We start from the raw sequence: 16699 nt of genomic DNA, 5'->3' as shown, positions 1-16699 counted from the left end.
ATTGTGACCGTTGCTTTGCGACAGTGCGGGATCGCCCGAGCAGTAAAGTCCCTCGAAATCCAGACGGCGCAACATATAAAATCACAAACGCCGTGGACATGTCATGACGCCCCTTCGATAACGAACTGAATAAACTGAGGGGCGGAAATGACGAAGCTACGGGCAACGCTAAATTGGAGAAGCGCGATTGGCGCGCTCGCTGTTTCCCTATCTCTGACTGGCTGCGGCGGAGACGACGGAGTTAGTACGCCAATCGTTGTTACGCCGACACCGACACCGACACCGACACCGACACCGACACCGACACCGACACCGACACCGACACCGACACCGACGCCGTACGCGCGCGCATTCGACTTTACGGAAGATCGTTACTTCTCAGCTATCGCCGTGTCGCTGGCATACAGCGACGGGTTGTCTCCGAACGCCGTCGCACTCACGACTGCTAGTGAGGATCAAATCCACATCACCCCGCAAGGCTCGGTTTTCGTCATCTCGAGTCCGACGATCGGCGTGTCGACCTTGAATTCCAGTTCGGTCACTGCAGACTCGCTGACGGGATCGAGCGAAAATAGAACGATCGCGCTCACTAGGCCGAGTTCCAGTTACACTTACCTCTACAAAGGCGAGTACGCCTCCGGCAGCGGTGCGAACCTACAGCGTACCTATCTTGCTTTCGGTTCACCGACAGATGCAGCAGCGCGTGTGAATGCGGTCTCGGGCACCTACGCCATCGCTTTGTTCGGCGAGGCATTTACCCTTAGCAACAGCAACGGATCATTGACATTCAACCCCGCTGCCGACCGGTTGTCATTCAGCTTGCTACTCAATATCGCGAAAAATAATACATCGGAGCTGTTCTTCTTCGACGGCACATTCATTAACGCCAGCAACCGTTTTGAGGGGACCATATCGACGAAGAGCGGGTCCTATACTGGTGCTTTCCAAGCACGAGCCTTCGGGCCCGGAGGCAAGGAGCTTGGCTTTGTTATTAAGCTAACAGGATCGGATTTTCAAAATTACCGAGCTCTGCTTGTTGGCGTCGCCAGTTAGTTGATGCTCAGATAACCGAGGCACAGTTATCGCGCACTATGCGGCGGAGATTCCCTCCGCCGCGACCCGCTGGCCGCTATGGCGGGCGCGCTCCTCACCCTCTAGGATACTTACTAAGGCGGAAAGCAGCCCAAGAGTGAGCACCGCGTCCTCGCGCGATAGCTGCACAAAATCAGCATCAAAGGGTGAGAGCGCCGCCTGGAAATGCGCCTCCATGCCTTTCGCAACAGCCATTACGTCAAGCTCTTCCACGCTGATCTCTCCTTGTGCGGCGGATACCCCATCCGCCGCAACCTTCTGAAAGCCGCAGAAAAGGGAACGATTTCGGCGAATAGTTGTAGGATGTACCCCGGCGATACCCCGCCTCGCCAAGAATAAAGCTAACCCTACTTTTGACGCTCTATCCATGCCACAAAATCTGCCGCCTTTGCCCGTAGCGGCACCAGCGAGGTTATGCCGTCAACTGTGTACAGCACGTCGTCGCCTTCGATTGCTGCTACCCGGCGTTTACGCATCCCACGACCGTATGGGACTCGAAGTCGGAGGTCGTCGACGCGCATCGTTTACCCCTCAGCCTTTCGTGGGGTTGGTCGGATATGCCGGATGAGGCATCTGTACTGGCGGTGCGAGGGTACCGCCCCGCTTTAACGTATCAAGCTCGGAATGCATTTTCGCCCAATTGGCCTCCCACAGTTTGATACGAGCTGACCTTGCAGCGGCGACGGCCTCTTTATCGGGAGCCGCGTGATCTTTCCGAACTTGAAAGGTCAAATCCAACGTTGTTGTAAATTGCTTCATCGCCGAACTGATTACCGGTACGAAAGCGATTTCCGGCTGTCCCGTTCGATATGATAACACGTGTGCCATCATATCGATCATGCTCATCATCCGGAAGCGCGCGTGCGGATGTGTTCGAGGCGCCGGGTCGAGAATGTCGGGATTATCCGCACCTAAGGCAAAAAAACCGCAGACCATTTGAGATATTAACGCAATGTGGATCGCGTCATCTCGCGTGCCGATCCAGTTGTTTTCCGGCAAAGTCCAAACATCTCTACCTCCGACAACTCGTTTATCGGCCCGGGTTGCACAAGCAAGCACCTGCTCGGAGGCGGTGCTGTCGGCATCCCATTCCAATGTTTCCCGCTCGTATGTCGCCGGAGACGGGAGCGACTCACCTTGGACTTCAGCGACAAGGGTGAGGCCCAAGTGCTTTTCCAAATAGTCTGCATGTCCGTTATAAATATGAGCAAATTCGTGGCCTAATATGAATAGGCAAGCTAAGGCCGCAATTTTCTTCGCAAGATCTTCCCTTTTAGGGTCCGCTAACGCTTGAACCTCCCATACGCGAACGGAACTTAGAAGCTCGGCATAACGCCCGGGCACAGCAAAAGGCTCGAGTTTTACCGATTCTGTGCGAATATGCGAAAGTATGATGCCGTGGGACACCATCGATCGAGCAATCTTGAGAAGCAATAACGGAACGTCCCGAAAAATTGCGATTACGTCGGCGTCTGCAAAGCTGCCAGCGAACGCATTGAAACCGGGGCGGTCTATGAGGTGGACGTCGAGGATCATAGGCGCACCATTGCGCTGTCCCATTGCCAAACTCTGTCCATAGTAGCCGTGGAACATCGCGATCACGTCCAGCGCGAGATCATCATCTTCCCAACTGATTGTGTCCAAACCAGCGGCGTCCGCATATTCAGCGAATGTCTCCACGCGAAATCTCCCATAGTCGTTGACCGCCGCGCGGTTCGCTTCCCCGGACACCACTCACGGCCGCGGCCGTCGTCCACCGATCCACAGGAGTAAAAGGGACAGCGGCACATCCCCATTTAGTGACAAGGGCGCATGCATCGCTCGTGCCGTAGCCGGCACGGGAGCCTGAAAGTCTATGAGCGAATCATTATATCGAAGTACGCCGGGTTGCATTGAAGGATGCAGCCCTTGCGAGATCATGTGTGCCGTCATGGCCGCGGTCCAGGAGCAGTCGTGGCGAGAGCTGGAGGCCGTTCTACTGACTGCGGAACCGAAGGGGCGGTGTCGGGGAGCAGATCGCGCAGCTGCGACAGCCCAATGGGTAACCGCTTCGCGAGCAGCTGCGCTTGCACGTCCACCGGGGCGGAGAGATCCATTGATCGCAACAGCCCCTCAAACATCCGCGTCAGAGCACGCTCGCTAGGTAACGCGACTTGCATCGTCACGAAGTGGACAGCCGGTGCCGTTGGCGCCGGTTGGTCTAGCCCGGGATCGTTAGTTTCTCCGAGCAACCATGGAAGCGACGATCCGAGGTAGTGAGCGATACGCGGGAGATGGCGGGAGTTCGCCGTCTTTCCCTGCAGGATCTTACTAATCGCGCCCTGCGTGATGCCTATGGCGCGAGCGAGCGAAGACTGGTCCTCGCCAGCTATTCTCATGGCTTCAGCCAAACGGCTTGCGGTTACAGTCACGGGTCCACGAGTTAGACCAATCCCTATTCCAGGCGGATTAGATATTGGGATTGACCATCTATGACTTTGGGAATACCCAGTGTTCATGGGCAGGCTGACCTCGCTTCAGGAAACCGATTCCTCACCTATCGCTCTCGCGGCTTTGCGGGAGGCAGTGGACGCGATTGGTTCCCAGTCTGCGACTGCCCGACTGCTTGAGGTCACTCAAGGCGCAGTATCGAAGTGGTTGAGCGGCCAGAGGCCGCTGCCTGCTGAACACGTCCTCGCGGTCGAAGCCGCTACCGGCGTATCGAAGCACCGTCTGCGGCCGGACATCTACCCCGCGGTGGCTGAGAGCGCGCTGAGCCAGCTTCCTGCTAATTTGGAGCCGACGCGATGACGTCGAATTCCACAGCAATTTCTCTCGGCCGTCACCCCGACGGCGAGCGTCGACGGCAGCTATTGTCTCCCTGGCTGTCGTCGACGTCCACACCATCACACCCTTTCGGCCGCTGGCAGACCGGTCGGAACCCTCGCGTCGGGTCTCCCGACCTCGGCGTGGAAGCCCCCTGTCTGCCACTCCCTAGCCTTGGTAATGGCACACCTGGCGCCGATCGTCGTTTCCGATCGGCGCCACTTTTCGGAAGGGCGGCAGCATGACGAAGCTGCGTGAACCCATCACGATCGAGAACAAGCTCAGCGAGGTGCTCGGCATCCTCAAGATCGGCCGTGCCGCCGAGGCGACGGGCCGTCAGGTCGGCTACCTGCATAGCATGACCGACCCGCTGAAGCCTGGGCAGCTGACGATTAAGGACGTCGTTGCGCTCGACCTCGAATGGCGCGCCGCTGGCCATGCCGGCTATCCTTTGACGGATACGATCCTTCGCATGATCGAAGCTGCTGCAGCCGAACGATTTGCCGAAGAGCATGCCTACGGTCAGCTGGCCCATTCGTGGCTGAAGGAGTCGTGCGAGGCTACGCCGCTTGTCGTCGAGGCCATGCATCCGGGCGCGACTGTCCAGATCATGGAGTCCGCTCTGCGTGAACTCGAGCACGCCGACGGTGCCATCGCGCCGCTCTCGGCCAGCTTAAAGAAGCGCATCCGCCATGCCCGCGAGGGTCCGCTTTCCCCGCCTGACGGCTGACACCGCCAACCGACTGACATCGCCGCCCACCCCGCCCCGCCCGCTGATCATCGTGATCAACGGGGCGGGAAACTGCTGCCTGGACACTTTGCATGCCCGACCGACGCGAAGCTCTCACGAACATTTCAAGTTCCCTGAAACAGACTGTGCTCGCCCTCGAGGCGCTGACGCAGCCCGATGATGAGCATCTGCCCATCGGGATGCGCCACCTGCTGCACGCGATCGATCGCGTCGATGTCGCCGCGACTGCGCATCTCGATCGGAGGGCCGCGCAATGACGCTCACCCCCGGCCAATACCTCCGCAAGCGGCGCGAAGCGTCTGGCTTGTCGATCGACGACGTCGCCGAGCGGATCGCGACTGTGCCGCGCTGGGCGCAACACCTCCGCCGCGGCTGGCTCGAGCAGATCGAGAGCGACCAGATGCCGGCATCGTTCAACACGATCGTCGTGCTGCACCAGGTGATGCAGTTCGACCTCGGTGTGCTCGTGGCGCTCTCGGTCGAGGGACGCGATGAGCCCCGCCTGTGCGTCGTCTGTGCCTGCACCGAGACGGATCCTTGCGTCGGACATTCCGGCCCTTGCTCCTGGGTCGACGTGGATCTGTGTAGCGCTTGCTTCACTCACGAGCCGGCCGATCGCATCGCGATCATCCGGTCCGCCGCGGCCGCGCGTGATGTGGCGGCATGAATCGCCTGCGCATTGTTCACGCGATCGCCGCCGTCATGAGCGGCTTGGCGCTTGCCCTGGTCCTCTTCGGATCGGTCGGCCGCGCGATCGGCGTGCTCGCGATCGTCACCATCCTGCTGACGTGGAGCCTCGAAGTTCTCCGCGTCGCCATTCAATCCCGTCCGGAGAACAGGTCATGATGCCTCAACCGAAGATCGAGCGCACGTTAGGCATGCGCGAGCCGCAGATGCGCCTTATCGAGATCCACGACCACGATTGCGACTGCTCGTCCTGCGCCCCCGACAGGTTGACCGCGACCGACATGGGTAAGCTCGCCTGCCTCGGTGCCGCCGTCGGATCCGCGATCATGTTCGCGATCGATCCGGCCGGCGCTGCTGCCGCGCTGCTGGCGACGATCGGCGTCACCTCATGAACGCCGGCCTCGCTGTCAGGTCGAAGCCTGCGTACATCATCGTCGAGAACTCCGGCATGGTCGGAGAAAAGGACGTGGCCAAGTTCGGCACGCAAAATGCGGCGTGGGCTTGGCTCAACCGCACCTACAGCGACGTCGAGCGTGATCACGAGTCGCCGCACTGCTTATTCCCTGACGTCTGCCTGGAGCAGGACGGCAGTCGGACGTACGACATATGAGCGCCGAGGGCGGCGATGAACGCCAGCACGGCATGGGCGGCGGCAAGGTCGCGGCCGACGAACTCCCAGTCGTGGCGCTTCGCGATGGATGGAAGGGAAGGTGATCGCAAGGTGCCGGAGGAAAACCGGCCCGCGTCCACCCGCGCACAGCGCGCATCCAATGCAGGAGCAGGCACATGAAGGAAGCACGACGGCGACGGAACGCCGAACGTCTCCATGCGGAGATCGACGTCGCATCGCGACGCGATAACGAGCGCGACGCGGTCGGCGGATAAGCACGAAGGCCTTCACGTCGCCGAACGCGACACAGACCGCGTTCTGACACCCTGGTCCCGCCTGCGAATGGGACCTTCGAGACAGGAATGAGACATGGACCGACTCCACATGGAGGACGGGCAGCACCCGTTCGTCCTCTCCACGACGCACATAGCCACCCTAAACCGCAGGGCGTCGCGATGCGACCACCCGCTCGCCAAACTGACGACGATCGCGACCCTCGTGCCCATAGCCGCGCACGTGCTGACCGCCTCGAAGGTTCGCGGCTTCGACAGACGCACGGACGTGCTGACCACCGCCGCGCCGAATGGCTGGTTGACCAGCATCTCGCTGGGACAGGCCGCCGCAGCCGCGATGCGCGCGGCGATCGAAGGGAGGACGTCCGGCGTCCTGTTCGAAGATATCCATGGTGCGCCGATCGCACCCGATGCCGACGCAGTGGCCTACGTCGACGATCTGCTGCTTGAGGACGGAGAAGGCCCCCTGCCCTTCGCCTGGTCGTTCCGCAGTCTGCGGGAAGGCGTGTTCGCCGGCATGGCTGACGGTGGCGTGCGTCGGGACATCGTGGAGGCCCAGGCGGGCCTGCGCCACATGACCGACGGAAAGTTCTCCGACACGTTCCTCCACTTGCACGAGCGCGCGGCGTCCGACTGGTGGGCGGCGCAACTCGGCGTGCCGGTCCCCGCCACCATCGAGGTCATCCGGTCGAGCCTCCGCCAACTGAGGTGGAAGGACGGGCCAGCGAAAAGGACCAAGGATCGCGGAGGTGCAGCATGACCGGCGCAAGACCGCTGCCAGCCAGATACCTGGACGCGAAGGGCCGGATCGACATCGCCCGCCTGAAGGCAGAGACCTCGATCACGAAGATCGCGGCGGACGTCACCGACCTGAAACCGTCGGGCGATGAGATGAAGGGGCTCTGCCCCTTCCACGCGGAGGACACCGCCAGCTTCTTCGTGAACGAGAGCAAGAAGGTCTTCCACTGTCACGGCTGCGAAGCCGGCGGCGATGTGATCGACCTCCACCAGCGCATCCACAACGTCGACTTCCGGCAGGCCTGCCTCGATCTTGCAGGCGCGGAGCACATCGTCCCGACCACGCTCAAGGACCCCATCATCATCGCGCTGCGTCGCGCGGAGTCGGTGAAACGGGCGCGCAGGATCTGGCAGGAGGCCACGCCGATCGGCTGGTCGCTGACCGAGACATACCTGACAAGGCGCGGCGTCTGCCATGCCGTGCCAGGATCGATCCGCCACGCGCATGTCTCGCGCTGGTGGGACGCGCACGGGAGGGAGGGCCGCCGCGAACCGGCGATGCTGGCGGCGCTTCAGGACCGCGAAGGCGGGGTCTGCGGCATCCAGCGCACCTTTCTCGACAATGAGGGCCGCAAGTCTTCCCGCGGCACGCCGAGGCTGTCGCTCGGTAGGGTGCGCGGATGCGCCGTCCGCTTCGGCCCTGTCGCCGACACGGTGATGCTCGCCGCGAGCGTCGAGGATGGCTTGGCGGTAAGGCTCATGTTTCCAGGCGCCAGCGTGTGGGCGGCGGTCGGCGACGGCAACCTGCCGAACGTCCGCTTCCCGGATGCGGTCAGGCGCGTGATCGTGTGCGGAGACGCGGACGACCCGGGCAGGATCGCTGCGGCAGCGGCGGTTACCGCATACGCGGCCGCCGGACTCGTCGTGGAAGATCTAGTGCCGAAGGCAGGCAAGGACTTCAACGAGGAGTGGCTGCTCCTGCACGCCTGAGCAGCGGAAGCGAACCCCGTCAACTTCCCGGTTCCCGACCAGCCACGTCATCGCGACCGTTATATCGATCATTCAGGTCCGATGTGATCGAGGAGGGAAATCGCTAGCGTCCGGAGTTCCGTGATGAGCCGATCGCTTTTCGCAAAGCGCTTGGCGTTATGACGATCGGCCAGTTCGAGCACAGCCTCCGTGACAGCGTCCGAGTGGCGCATCAGGACGACCAGTCCCGCGCCGCTCGGACCATTCCGAGCATGCAGCCAGTTCTGAACCGTTCGGGCGTTGGTTCCGGTCAAACGCGCGATGTGCTTCACCTTTGCCGGGGTCGTGCCGAAATCACGTCTGAGGGCGTCAGCGATAACGCTGGCAAACACCTCCATCGTGTCGGCGGCTGGGTCCATGGGAAACCGATTTCCGGCTTCCGCTCGAAGATTTCGGTTCTTGCCGGACAACGACATTCCGCCCTCCCTCGAATAGAAAGCCTCTGTCGGACACGGACGCGACACGCCCGTGACAAGCGTCAGGAAAACCGGTGCCAGCAGAGCCTCCAGACAAATCGGCGACCCGTGCTGCGCAGTATGTGCGCATGTCGACGGACCTTCAGAAATATTCGACCGAGAACCAGGCCGAAGCCATCGCCGACTATGCTGCGCGCAGGAACTTCGAAATCGTCCGCACCTACGCCGACGAAGGCCGCAGCGGTCTCAACATCGCGGGACGCGATTCGCTCAAACGCCTGATCAACGACGTGCAGGACGGCGATGCTGACTATGAAGCAATCCTCGTATACGACATCAGTCGCTGGGGCCGGTTCCAGGATGCGGACGAAAGCGCGTATTACGAATTTATCTGTCGCCAACGAGGGATACATGTCCACTATTGTGCGGAGCAGTTCGAGAACGACGGAAGCTTCCAGGCCGACATAATAAAGACTGTCAAGCGCATGATGGCCGGCGAGTATAGCCGAGAGCTGTCGACCAAGGTCTTCGCCGGGCAATGCAGGCTCATCACGCTCGGCTATCGTCAGGGGGGGCCCGCGGGATACGGACTGCGGCGACGTCTCGTGAACGAGCATGACGAACCGAAGGCCATGCTGGCGGCCGGCGAGCAGAAAAGCCTTCAGACCGATCGCGTCATCCTAGTGCCGGGACCCGTCGCTGAAATCGATACCGTCCGCCGCATGTATCAAATGTTCGTGATCGAACGCCGTTCGGAACGCGAGATCGCGACGCTTCTCAACAAGGAGGGTCTAGTCACAGATCTCGGCAGGCCGTGGAACCGCGCGGTCGTCCGCCAGATCCTGACCAACGAGAAATACATCGGCCATAACGTCTACAATCGGGTTTCGTGCAAGCTGAAGAAGAAGCGCATCGTCAACACGCCGGACATGTGGATACGTAGGCTCGGTGCCTTCGAGGCGATCGTCGACCCTGGACTCTTCGAAGCGGCGCAGACCATTCTCGCGGAGCGCGCCCGCCGGTTCTCTGATGCGGACCTTCTCGGGATGCTGTCCGAACTGCTGTCGGTCAGAGGCGCTTTGTCCGGCATGATCATCGACGAGGTCGAGGCGATGCCGTCAACTGCGGCCTATCGAAACCGTTTCGGCAGCCTGCTCCGCGCATACCAGCTGATAGGCTACGCCCCAGTCCGCGACTTTCGTTACGTCGAGACCAATCGGCAGCTCCGCCTCATGCATCCCGACGTTTTGGCGAGCACCATCGCGGACATCGAAGCGATCGGCGGACATGTCGCAGTAGACGGGAGCACGGATCTGCTCTTCGTCAACCACGAGGTGACGATCGCGGTCGTCATCGTCCGGTGCCAGACGACCGCGGCCGGATCGTTGCGCTGGCGAGTCCGCCTCGACGCCGGTCTCCGCCCCGACATCACCGTCGTCGTCCGCATGGCGCCAGACAACGGGTCGGTCCGAGACTACTACCTCCTACCTTGGCTAGACCGTGGGTCGGATCCGCACATCGGCATGGCAGAGGAGAACGGCATCATGCTCGACGCCTATCGAACGGAGGATCTGGCGCCCCTCTATCACCTGCTGCGACGTCATGCGGTGGAGTATGCGCTGTGACCCCTGATATCATCGACATCCCCATCGTCGCGATAGAGGTCCTCAATCCCCGAGCGCGCAACCGTAAGGTGTTCGACGAACTGGTCGAGAGCATCCGCGCGGTCGGCCTCAAACGCCCCATCACGGTCAGGCGGGGCCCCTCCGGGAATGGCTACGAACTGGTCTGCGGACAGGGCCGCATGGAGGCCTTCGTCAAATTGGGCGAGACGTCCATTCCCGCCGTCATCATCGAAGCGACCCGAGAGGAATGCTACGTGATGAGCCTCGTGGAGAACATGGCCCGCCGAAACCTGACGCCGCTCGAACTTATCCGCGAAATCGGTGCGCTCAGGGAGCGTGGCTACGGTCATACGGAGATAGCCCGCAAGGTCGGCTTCAGCCCGGAATACGTCTGGACGATCAACTTCCTTCTCGACAGGGGCGAGGAGCGATTGCTGGATGCGGTCGAGCGAGGCGTCATCCCGCATACGATCGCTGCCGAGATCGCTCGTGCCGACGACACGCAAGTGCAGCGAGCGCTGACGGAAGCCTATGAGGCCGGATCGCTGCCGGGCACACAGATCCTGGCGATCCGCCGGATCGTCGATCAGCGAAATCTGATCGGAAAAGGAATCAAGTCGATCAGAACCGGCGCGAGGCGCAGTCAGCCCACTACGGCTGCGTCCCTAGTCCGCGCCTATCAGAAGGAGGTGGAACGCCAGCGGCTGCTCGTGAAGAAGGCCACACTGACGGAAGGACGACTGACGTTCATAGTGGGCGCCATGGGCAAGCTTCTCGCCGAAGACCATTTCGTCACGCTTCTCCGGGCGGAGGGCATGGCGAACCTTCCTCAACCGATCGCGCGGCGTCTGGGCAAGGCCGGCGACGCAGCATGACGGAACCCGTGCACATATCGTTCGAACGCAAGGTGTTTGAGCTGCCGCTCGATACGATCCTTCCGCTCCGGCCGATGACCGACCGCATCACGGAGTCCAAACGGTATGCGAGGATTGCCACGTCGATAACCGAGGTCGGCATCATCGAACCGCTCGCCGTGACCGTCGCGGGCAAGAACGGTCGACACATGCTGCTCGACGGACACCTTCGTCTTCATGCGCTGCGAGCGACCGGCGCCGCTTCTGCCCCCTGCATAGTCTCTGACGACGACGAGGCATTCACATACAACAAGCGTGTCAATCGACTTGCCACGGTCCAAGAGCACTACATGATCACCCGCGCTATCGATCGGGGAGTGCCCGCCAGACTGATAGCGGCGGCGCTGGGCATGGACGAAGCTCTCGTGGCACGACGCCGCACGATGCTCGACGGCATATCAGCGGATGCCATCGAGATCCTGAAGGACAAGCAGGTGACCGCGGTCGTCTTCGACGTCCTCCGCAAGCTCAAGCCCGAGAAGCAGTTCGCCGCAGCGGAGATGATGGCGGGAATGAACAACTTCACCGCAAGCTACGCACGCGCGATGCTCGCGGCGACACGGCAATGCGATCTTGCGAAACCTGATCAGCCCAAAAAAATACCTGGGGTGACGCCCGAGCAGATGGCTCGGATGGAGCGCGAACTGGAAACGCTCAACGCCGATTTCCGTGCACGCGATTCCACGTTTGGCGACGACGTCCTCGAACTCGTGCTGTCATCGCGCTATCTGAAGCGCCTGATCGAAAACGACAACGTCGCAGGCTATCTTACGTCCCGGCATCAGGAAATCATGAACCAGTTCCGGGCAATCGTAGATGCGACGTCACTGGATGCCACCTGACGCGCCAGCTGTCCTACAAGGAACATAACGGATACGCAGAACTGCCACGAGCCGATGGAGTCGCGTAATGATAGTCCTGGATCCCCCGCTTCTGCTCGCCGTCGCCGCGTTGATCGGCAGCCTGTCCTCCCTGGTCTGGGCGTTCCGACGATCTCGGTCGAGTCGATAGACGGCAGGCGGGGCGATCGTTGAGATGCCTTCGCTTGATTTCGGGGCTTTAGGATAAGATGATCATTCAACCCGCCTGATGAGATAGACCAGCTTTGTTCAAGTATCGAAGTGGTGTCAAATCGCACCGTAATCCAAAGACGCTGCGTTGACAGCCGAAGGGTGTTTGATAGTTTGGAATAGCCCCATACCTGGGACGGAGATCGTCATGCATCAGCTGTTGTTCGCCATTGCAACCCTTGCTTTAGTCGGTGCGCCCGCTCCGGCGTTCTCTACACCTTGCAAGGACGCAAAGGGCAGATTTGCGAAATGTCCCAATAAGCCCCCCCCGAAATCAGTCCGCTGCAAGACTGCCAATGGCAAGTTCGCAAAGTGCGGATCAGCTGGCGCAAAACCAGTCTAATGCCCATGGGTTCGAAGCACGAGGAGACCGGCCGGCTAGACCTGGAGAATGGAAATCTCGTGTTTCGACGGGATGCAGGAGGCACTTGGCGGCTCGACGCCTCACGTCGGGCTCAAGAGTTAGCCGGGGAAAGGGTAACCGTCGTTGGCACGCGCGTCGATTTTGATCTGCTGCAAACCATATCCGTCGAACGGCTCCGAAGCCCAATATAGAAACATCATTCGACTGTGTCGGCCTCGCACGGAATATCAACGCTTCATTCGGCCAAGCTGATGCCGAAAAACACAGACTGGGCACCCTCCCAAGCACCACATCGAACGATTTACGGGTTGGGAAGCCGCTCGTCGGCTTTCGGCCTCAAACAAGCGTGACGGCCGGTCTCCTTAATGAAGCAAGATAGGAAGGTTAATGCCTCCTCACACGCGGATGCGTTCGATTTTCAGTCCGTTATCCAAACGCCCTCTTGACCAAGAGCGGCCTAGGCGTGTGCCTTTATGGTCGATCCGCCTAGGACTGGGCGTTCCGTTTCAGGCGTGTGCCGATGCTTTGCACGACGCGGCGAGCGAGAGCTTTCAGTCTAGCTCCCAAGGCACGCCAAGGCATCGCAACAACCAGCCAGTATGCAAGGATGCACCCCGCGACGGCGGCGGCGGCTAGCAGGTCAGCGTGCAGCTGCGTCGAGGGGATCGGGTGACTCAGCCTCGCAGAGATGATTGCGGCCAGCAAGCTACCCATTGCCCCAAACAGCACGATCGCCACTGCATAGATACCGAGATGAACGCGAGCTGCCCGAAAGCTTGCAAACGCCGTGAAGGATTCCACAAATGCGTCATCCTTAGCTTTGGATGACCAATGATAGATCGCGAGACGACGGACCACCCCCGCCGGCGCTCGCCACGTGCTAGTGCGTGTTGGTTCGCCCTGCAGGTAGGGCGTCCATAGCCCAGCTTCGAGACGACGGACGTTCCTGAGCGGGCTGTGCTGGCTGGTGAGCTGTTGCTCGATGTCCCGGATCAGGAAGTAATGGATCTTCTCGATCCTGAAGGCGCCTTCGCCGACGCGTCGAGCTACCACGTCCGGATAGCTCCGCCGCTCGTTAAATCGGAACTCGGTGGTTTCAGTGATGCTGGTTGCGGTCGTCAGTCGCCAGTCGCCAGCGGCGATCTCGCTGCTGAAAAGGTCGCGAGAACGGCCGTGCAGGTGAATGCGCAGCCGAACATAGTGTCCGCCAGCGCCAACGGATCGCATTCTGTCGCAGAGCGACTCGCCGAAGGTTACAATGGTTCCGTCCGACGCTGGCATAGCTACGGGCTCGAGGCTGAGATCTCGGTCGATGTCGAGCATCTGAACGGTGAGGTGCGGTTTGCCGTCCAGCTCCGTGCCGTAGAAACCCGAGTCGCCGCTCCCCGCCGTGACCAAGTCATTGAATACCGCCTTGAGAGTGTCTGCGTATCGAAGCGTTTCACCGAGGTCGGACATGCAGTCCAGTCGTAAAGGAACCGGAAAAAAGAGATGGAAGCGGCGTAGATTTTCGATTTCGGAAAGCCGAAAACCAACGTCGAAGAAGTTGAAGTCCGCAGATAGGTCGCGCCAGAGATTCACGTGCAGCTCAAGGCAGGGCGCCTGCCGATCTGGCTCGAGCGGGTCGAACCACAATGCAATTGTGCCTTCCATGTGGCTCCCCGGCGATCGCCGCGAAAGACGGCCGTGAGAAAGTAGCGGGTTGAGGGTGTCGTGGCCACCGGCTAGTGGGGGATATGGCTCAAACGCTCCAACTCGTAGGCTTCGACAAGGTGGACCTCGCAGACGCCTTCTTCGACTCGCTAAAGAAACAGTATTCTGAGTTCCCTCAGTGGTTTGCGAAGAAGAGCGCCGCGAAGGAGCCCGTCTACGTCATAGAAAAAGCGAAGAGCGGCGGACTTCGCGGCTTCATTTACCTCAAGGTAGAGACTGGCCCGCTTGACGACGTTCAGCCTCCACGTCCGGCTGCGCGGCGCCTCAAAGTAGGCACGCTGAAGATCGACGCTCACGGGACCAAACTCGGCGAGCGCGTCATTAAAAAGATTTTCGATCATGCGGTCAGCGAGGCTGTTGAGGAAATCTACGTGACCGTCTTTGATACGCACGCGAAGCTCATCGCGCTGTTCAAGCGCTATGGCTTTGCTGAGCAGGCCGCGAAAAAGACGCCAAACGGCACCGAGATCGTACTTGTCCGCGAAATGTCTGCTGCGACGGGCGATGCTGTAGCTGATTATCCATTTGTCCATACTGCTGAACGCAAATTCTGGCTTCTGGCGATCTATCCTGAGTATCATTCTAATCTATTTCCGGACTCGATCCTCAATACGGAATCTCCGGACATCCTCCAAGACGTGTCGCACACCAATACCATTCATAAGGTATATGTTGGCGGTGTCCCACTCACGCGAATGAAGCGCGGGGATGTGGTGATCCCGTATCGGACAACCGATATACCCGGTCGCGCCCGTTATCGTTCGGTCGCGACCTCAATCTGCGTAGTCGAGGAAGTCCAGAGCAGAAAGCAGCTCGGGAACGCAGAAGCTCTGGTTGCCTTCGCCGAGGAGCACAGCGTCTTCGATGAGAAGGAACTGCGCGACCTTTTTGGCGCGGGAAAGCCGCTCTATGCGGTGAAGATGACTTACAACTTGGCGCTACCAAAGAGGCCGAATCGGGAAGCCTTGCTTGAAGACGTTGGCGTCAGCGAGCAGCCTCGGTGGCAGCTTCGCGAACTCACCTTGGGCCAGTTTGAGCGCATCATTGAATTGGGCGAGGTAGATGAAGGTCTTATTGTCGATTAAACCCGAATTTGCGGAGCGCATATTTGATGGCTCCAAGCGGTTCGAGTTCAGGCGTTCGGTCTTTCGCGACCGGTCGGTGCAAACGGTCGTCTTATACGTAACGCGGCCGGTCGGGATGATAATAGGCGAATTTGACGTCGCCCGGATCATAACCGCGACGCCGGACGGTCTATGGGAGCATACCTCCGAATATGCCGGAATTAGCCGCGAGTTTTTCGACAGCTACTTCGACGGGAGGCCCAGCGCCAACGCCATCGAAGTTGCGGAGGCTCGACGTTTTGCCAGTCCTATCGAGCCTGCTTCCGCGATCGAGAACTTCACACCTCCCCAATCCTACATGTATGTGAGCGACGACTTAGGCCGGGTCAAAGGCGACGATCGACAACTGGAACTGCTTTGAATGACAGCTGAAGGCGAACGCCCCGGCGTCGCGTGCGCGCGGGCAGGCCCCGTCGCCGGCCTCTTCGGCATTTCCGGGGTTGGCAAGACTTGGCTGGGATCTGGATTAGTAGCAGCAATGCCAAATATCCTGCATCTGCAGGCGAGCACCTTGCTGCGGCAGGCTCATGGTATAACCGACGAGGCTCTGCGCACTTCATCGGCCGAAGATCTCAGATCTAACCAGGTGGCACTAGCGCTGGCGATGCGTGACGCCAGACTGGGACAGCAAAATCGACCGGTCTTGATCGATGCGCACAGTGTGATCGACAACGACAAGGGGCTGGTCTGGATTCCATACGAGGCAATAGAGCCTCTATGTATAGGTCATTACCTCTTCCTGTCCGCCGACCCTGAGACGATTGCCCATCGTCGTGCCTGCTCTGATCGGGTGAGGCCAATTAGGTCGGTCGAGGTGCTGCGCGATCAGCAGCAGCAAGCACTTGCCGCTTGTAAAGATTATGCACAGCAAAGCGGCGCCCCGTTAACGGTGCTGGAATCGACGGACGGGGCAGAGAACCTGACCTCGGCTCTGTGCGTATTCCAGGAGCTCACAGATACGACAGCACAATCGGGCGGGACGGGCATGAACATCCGGCAAATCACCCAAGCGATCAACGGTCTCGATGCGCAGGGCCATGCTCGGATTTGGATTGCGCTCCGCGACGGCGAAGGTGTGGAGGTGCCTTTGGGTGAAGACAACGCCGCACTAACCTTCGACGATAAGGATGGTGCTGTGACATTCAGTATCGGAGGCAAGCCGCGAACGACGGCGATACGTCTCGAAGATATAGATGCGATCCGGGCATCTGGCGAAGATTGATCCGGCCGATCAAATTGCACGACCGAAATCGTCGGCTGCCCGGTATAGATGCACCCTACAGTCCGACGTATGCCATTAGACGCCGTCGCTTGCTACTCAGTCCGTGAACGAGGGCCGCGTCCACTTTTTTCGTCCAATACATATTTCGGCTGCCGCCTGCTGATCTATAAACCCGAATGATTGAATGTCATAAATTGGGAAACGCGGGGAAGCGGCTGAATGTCAACTTATGGGTCATGCCGCCCT

At 60.1% G+C, this 16699-nt stretch carries 21 protein-coding genes; 17 read left to right on the top strand and 4 right to left on the bottom strand.

The window, feature by feature from the left end:
* The first annotated feature begins 390 nt into the window (after positions 1–390).
* A complete protein-coding gene (locus tag E5673_RS08190) occupies positions 391–1053 on the top strand; it encodes a hypothetical protein (RefSeq protein ID WP_136189607.1) in 663 nt (220 codons plus the stop codon).
* Between the two features lie 36 nt (positions 1054–1089).
* On the opposite strand, the gene E5673_RS08185 is transcribed toward E5673_RS08190, so the two are convergent.
* Complete coding sequence (locus E5673_RS08185; protein ID WP_136189606.1) at positions 1090–1305, bottom strand: hypothetical protein; 216 nt, start codon at positions 1303–1305, stop codon at positions 1090–1092.
* Between the two features lie 318 nt (positions 1306–1623).
* Complete coding sequence (locus E5673_RS08180) at positions 1624–2772, bottom strand: hypothetical protein (RefSeq protein WP_136189605.1); 1149 nt, start codon at positions 2770–2772, stop codon at positions 1624–1626.
* Between the two features lie 816 nt (positions 2773–3588).
* On the opposite strand from E5673_RS08180, the gene E5673_RS08170 reads away from it, so the two are divergent.
* The 9 genes from E5673_RS08170 to E5673_RS08135 all read left to right on the top strand — a co-directional run bounded on the left by E5673_RS08170 (position 3589) and on the right by E5673_RS08135 (position 7966).
* A complete protein-coding gene (locus E5673_RS08170) occupies positions 3589–3882 on the top strand; it encodes a YdaS family helix-turn-helix protein (protein WP_136189604.1) in 294 nt (97 codons plus the stop codon).
* Positions 3883–4138: 256 nt separating this feature from the next.
* Positions 4139–4627, top strand: coding sequence for a hypothetical protein (locus E5673_RS08165; RefSeq protein WP_136189603.1), 489 nt, complete (start codon positions 4139–4141; stop codon positions 4625–4627).
* Positions 4628–4719: 92 nt separating this feature from the next.
* Complete coding sequence (locus tag E5673_RS08160; RefSeq protein WP_136189602.1) at positions 4720–4905, top strand: hypothetical protein; 186 nt, start codon at positions 4720–4722, stop codon at positions 4903–4905.
* Positions 4902–5315, top strand: coding sequence for an XRE family transcriptional regulator (locus tag E5673_RS19635; protein WP_210731820.1), 414 nt, complete (start codon positions 4902–4904; stop codon positions 5313–5315). Before E5673_RS08160 ends, E5673_RS19635 begins: the two co-directional genes overlap by 4 nt.
* A 35-nt stretch (positions 5316–5350) precedes the next feature.
* A complete protein-coding gene (locus E5673_RS19630) occupies positions 5351–5494 on the top strand; it encodes a hypothetical protein (protein ID WP_168711587.1) in 144 nt (47 codons plus the stop codon).
* Positions 5491–5727: a hypothetical protein gene (locus E5673_RS08150; RefSeq protein ID WP_136189601.1), complete on the top strand. Its 237-nt coding sequence runs from the start codon at positions 5491–5493 to the stop codon at positions 5725–5727. The genes E5673_RS19630 and E5673_RS08150 overlap by 4 nt, the downstream gene beginning before the upstream one ends.
* Positions 5724–5945 (top strand): hypothetical protein, encoded by a 222-nt coding sequence (locus tag E5673_RS08145; RefSeq protein ID WP_136189600.1) that lies wholly within the window; start codon positions 5724–5726, stop codon positions 5943–5945. The genes E5673_RS08150 and E5673_RS08145 overlap by 4 nt, the downstream gene beginning before the upstream one ends.
* Positions 5946–6314: 369 nt before the next feature.
* A complete protein-coding gene (locus E5673_RS08140; protein ID WP_136189599.1) occupies positions 6315–6998 on the top strand; it encodes a hypothetical protein in 684 nt (227 codons plus the stop codon).
* Complete coding sequence (locus tag E5673_RS08135) at positions 6995–7966, top strand: CHC2 zinc finger domain-containing protein (protein WP_136189598.1); 972 nt, start codon at positions 6995–6997, stop codon at positions 7964–7966. Before E5673_RS08140 ends, E5673_RS08135 begins: the two co-directional genes overlap by 4 nt.
* 68 nt (positions 7967–8034) lie before the next feature.
* On the opposite strand, the gene E5673_RS08130 is transcribed toward E5673_RS08135, so the two are convergent.
* Positions 8035–8421, bottom strand: coding sequence for a hypothetical protein (locus E5673_RS08130; protein WP_136189597.1), 387 nt, complete (start codon positions 8419–8421; stop codon positions 8035–8037).
* Between the two features lie 74 nt (positions 8422–8495).
* On the opposite strand from E5673_RS08130, the gene E5673_RS08125 reads away from it, so the two are divergent.
* The 4 genes from E5673_RS08125 (at position 8496) to E5673_RS19960 (ending at position 12585) form a co-directional block, all read left to right on the top strand.
* Entirely contained in the window at positions 8496–10046 is a 1551-nt protein-coding gene (locus E5673_RS08125; RefSeq protein WP_281727889.1) for a recombinase family protein, read from the top strand.
* On the top strand, positions 10043–10921 hold the full coding sequence (locus E5673_RS08120; RefSeq protein ID WP_136189595.1) for a plasmid partitioning protein RepB C-terminal domain-containing protein: 879 nt from the start codon (positions 10043–10045) through the stop codon (positions 10919–10921). The genes E5673_RS08125 and E5673_RS08120 overlap by 4 nt, the downstream gene beginning before the upstream one ends.
* Positions 10918–11802 carry a plasmid partitioning protein RepB C-terminal domain-containing protein gene (locus tag E5673_RS08115; RefSeq protein WP_136189594.1) on the top strand — a complete coding sequence of 295 codons (885 nt, stop codon included), beginning with the start codon at positions 10918–10920 and terminating at the stop codon, positions 11800–11802. Before E5673_RS08120 ends, E5673_RS08115 begins: the two co-directional genes overlap by 4 nt.
* 570 nt (positions 11803–12372) lie before the next feature.
* On the top strand, positions 12373–12585 hold the full coding sequence (locus E5673_RS19960) for a DUF5818 domain-containing protein (protein ID WP_136189592.1): 213 nt from the start codon (positions 12373–12375) through the stop codon (positions 12583–12585).
* Between the two features lie 295 nt (positions 12586–12880).
* On the opposite strand, the gene E5673_RS08100 is transcribed toward E5673_RS19960, so the two are convergent.
* Positions 12881–14047, bottom strand: a complete 1167-nt coding sequence (locus tag E5673_RS08100) for a hypothetical protein (protein WP_136189591.1) — start codon at positions 14045–14047, stop codon at positions 12881–12883.
* An 83-nt stretch (positions 14048–14130) separates the two neighbouring features.
* On the opposite strand from E5673_RS08100, the gene E5673_RS08095 reads away from it, so the two are divergent.
* From E5673_RS08095 to E5673_RS08085, 3 genes are read left to right on the top strand one after another with little or no spacing between them, the layout of a single operon-like run.
* Positions 14131–15192, top strand: a complete 1062-nt coding sequence (locus E5673_RS08095) for an N-acetyltransferase (protein ID WP_136189590.1) — start codon at positions 14131–14133, stop codon at positions 15190–15192.
* Positions 15170–15592, top strand: a complete 423-nt coding sequence (locus E5673_RS08090; protein ID WP_136189589.1) for an ASCH domain-containing protein — start codon at positions 15170–15172, stop codon at positions 15590–15592. Before E5673_RS08095 ends, E5673_RS08090 begins: the two co-directional genes overlap by 23 nt.
* On the top strand, positions 15593–16453 hold the full coding sequence (locus E5673_RS08085) for an AAA family ATPase (protein WP_136189588.1): 861 nt from the start codon (positions 15593–15595) through the stop codon (positions 16451–16453).
* Positions 16454–16699: the final 246 nt, after the last annotated feature.

This window comes from Sphingomonas sp. PAMC26645 (assembly GCF_004795835.1).
In the GTDB taxonomy this organism is placed as follows: domain Bacteria; phylum Pseudomonadota; class Alphaproteobacteria; order Sphingomonadales; family Sphingomonadaceae; genus Sphingomonas.
This window is presented reverse-complemented; position numbering and strand designations above follow the sequence as displayed.

Excerpts from the sequence above, each read along its gene's own strand:
- E5673_RS08170 (WP_136189604.1), top strand. The coding sequence starts at position 3,589 with ATGGGCAGGCTGACCTCGCTTCAGGAAACCGATTCCTCACCTATCGCT.
- E5673_RS08165 (WP_136189603.1), top strand. The coding sequence starts at position 4,139 with ATGACGAAGCTGCGTGAACCCATCACGATCGAGAACAAGCTCAGCGAG.
- E5673_RS08160 (WP_136189602.1), top strand. The coding sequence starts at position 4,720 with ATGCCCGACCGACGCGAAGCTCTCACGAACATTTCAAGTTCCCTGAAA.
- E5673_RS19635 (WP_210731820.1), top strand. The coding sequence starts at position 4,902 with ATGACGCTCACCCCCGGCCAATACCTCCGCAAGCGGCGCGAAGCGTCT.
- E5673_RS19630 (WP_168711587.1), top strand. The coding sequence starts at position 5,351 with ATGAGCGGCTTGGCGCTTGCCCTGGTCCTCTTCGGATCGGTCGGCCGC.
- E5673_RS08150 (WP_136189601.1), top strand. The coding sequence starts at position 5,491 with ATGATGCCTCAACCGAAGATCGAGCGCACGTTAGGCATGCGCGAGCCG.
- E5673_RS08145 (WP_136189600.1), top strand. The coding sequence starts at position 5,724 with ATGAACGCCGGCCTCGCTGTCAGGTCGAAGCCTGCGTACATCATCGTC.
- E5673_RS08140 (WP_136189599.1), top strand. The coding sequence starts at position 6,315 with ATGGACCGACTCCACATGGAGGACGGGCAGCACCCGTTCGTCCTCTCC.
- E5673_RS08135 (WP_136189598.1), top strand. The coding sequence starts at position 6,995 with ATGACCGGCGCAAGACCGCTGCCAGCCAGATACCTGGACGCGAAGGGC.
- E5673_RS08130 (WP_136189597.1), bottom strand. The coding sequence starts at position 8,421 with ATGTCGTTGTCCGGCAAGAACCGAAATCTTCGAGCGGAAGCCGGAAAT.
- E5673_RS08115 (WP_136189594.1), top strand. The coding sequence starts at position 10,918 with ATGACGGAACCCGTGCACATATCGTTCGAACGCAAGGTGTTTGAGCTG.
- E5673_RS19960 (WP_136189592.1), top strand. The coding sequence starts at position 12,373 with ATGCCCATGGGTTCGAAGCACGAGGAGACCGGCCGGCTAGACCTGGAG.
- E5673_RS08100 (WP_136189591.1), bottom strand. The coding sequence starts at position 14,047 with ATGGAAGGCACAATTGCATTGTGGTTCGACCCGCTCGAGCCAGATCGG.
- E5673_RS08095 (WP_136189590.1), top strand. The coding sequence starts at position 14,131 with ATGGCTCAAACGCTCCAACTCGTAGGCTTCGACAAGGTGGACCTCGCA.
- E5673_RS08090 (WP_136189589.1), top strand. The coding sequence starts at position 15,170 with ATGAAGGTCTTATTGTCGATTAAACCCGAATTTGCGGAGCGCATATTT.
- E5673_RS08085 (WP_136189588.1), top strand. The coding sequence starts at position 15,593 with ATGACAGCTGAAGGCGAACGCCCCGGCGTCGCGTGCGCGCGGGCAGGC.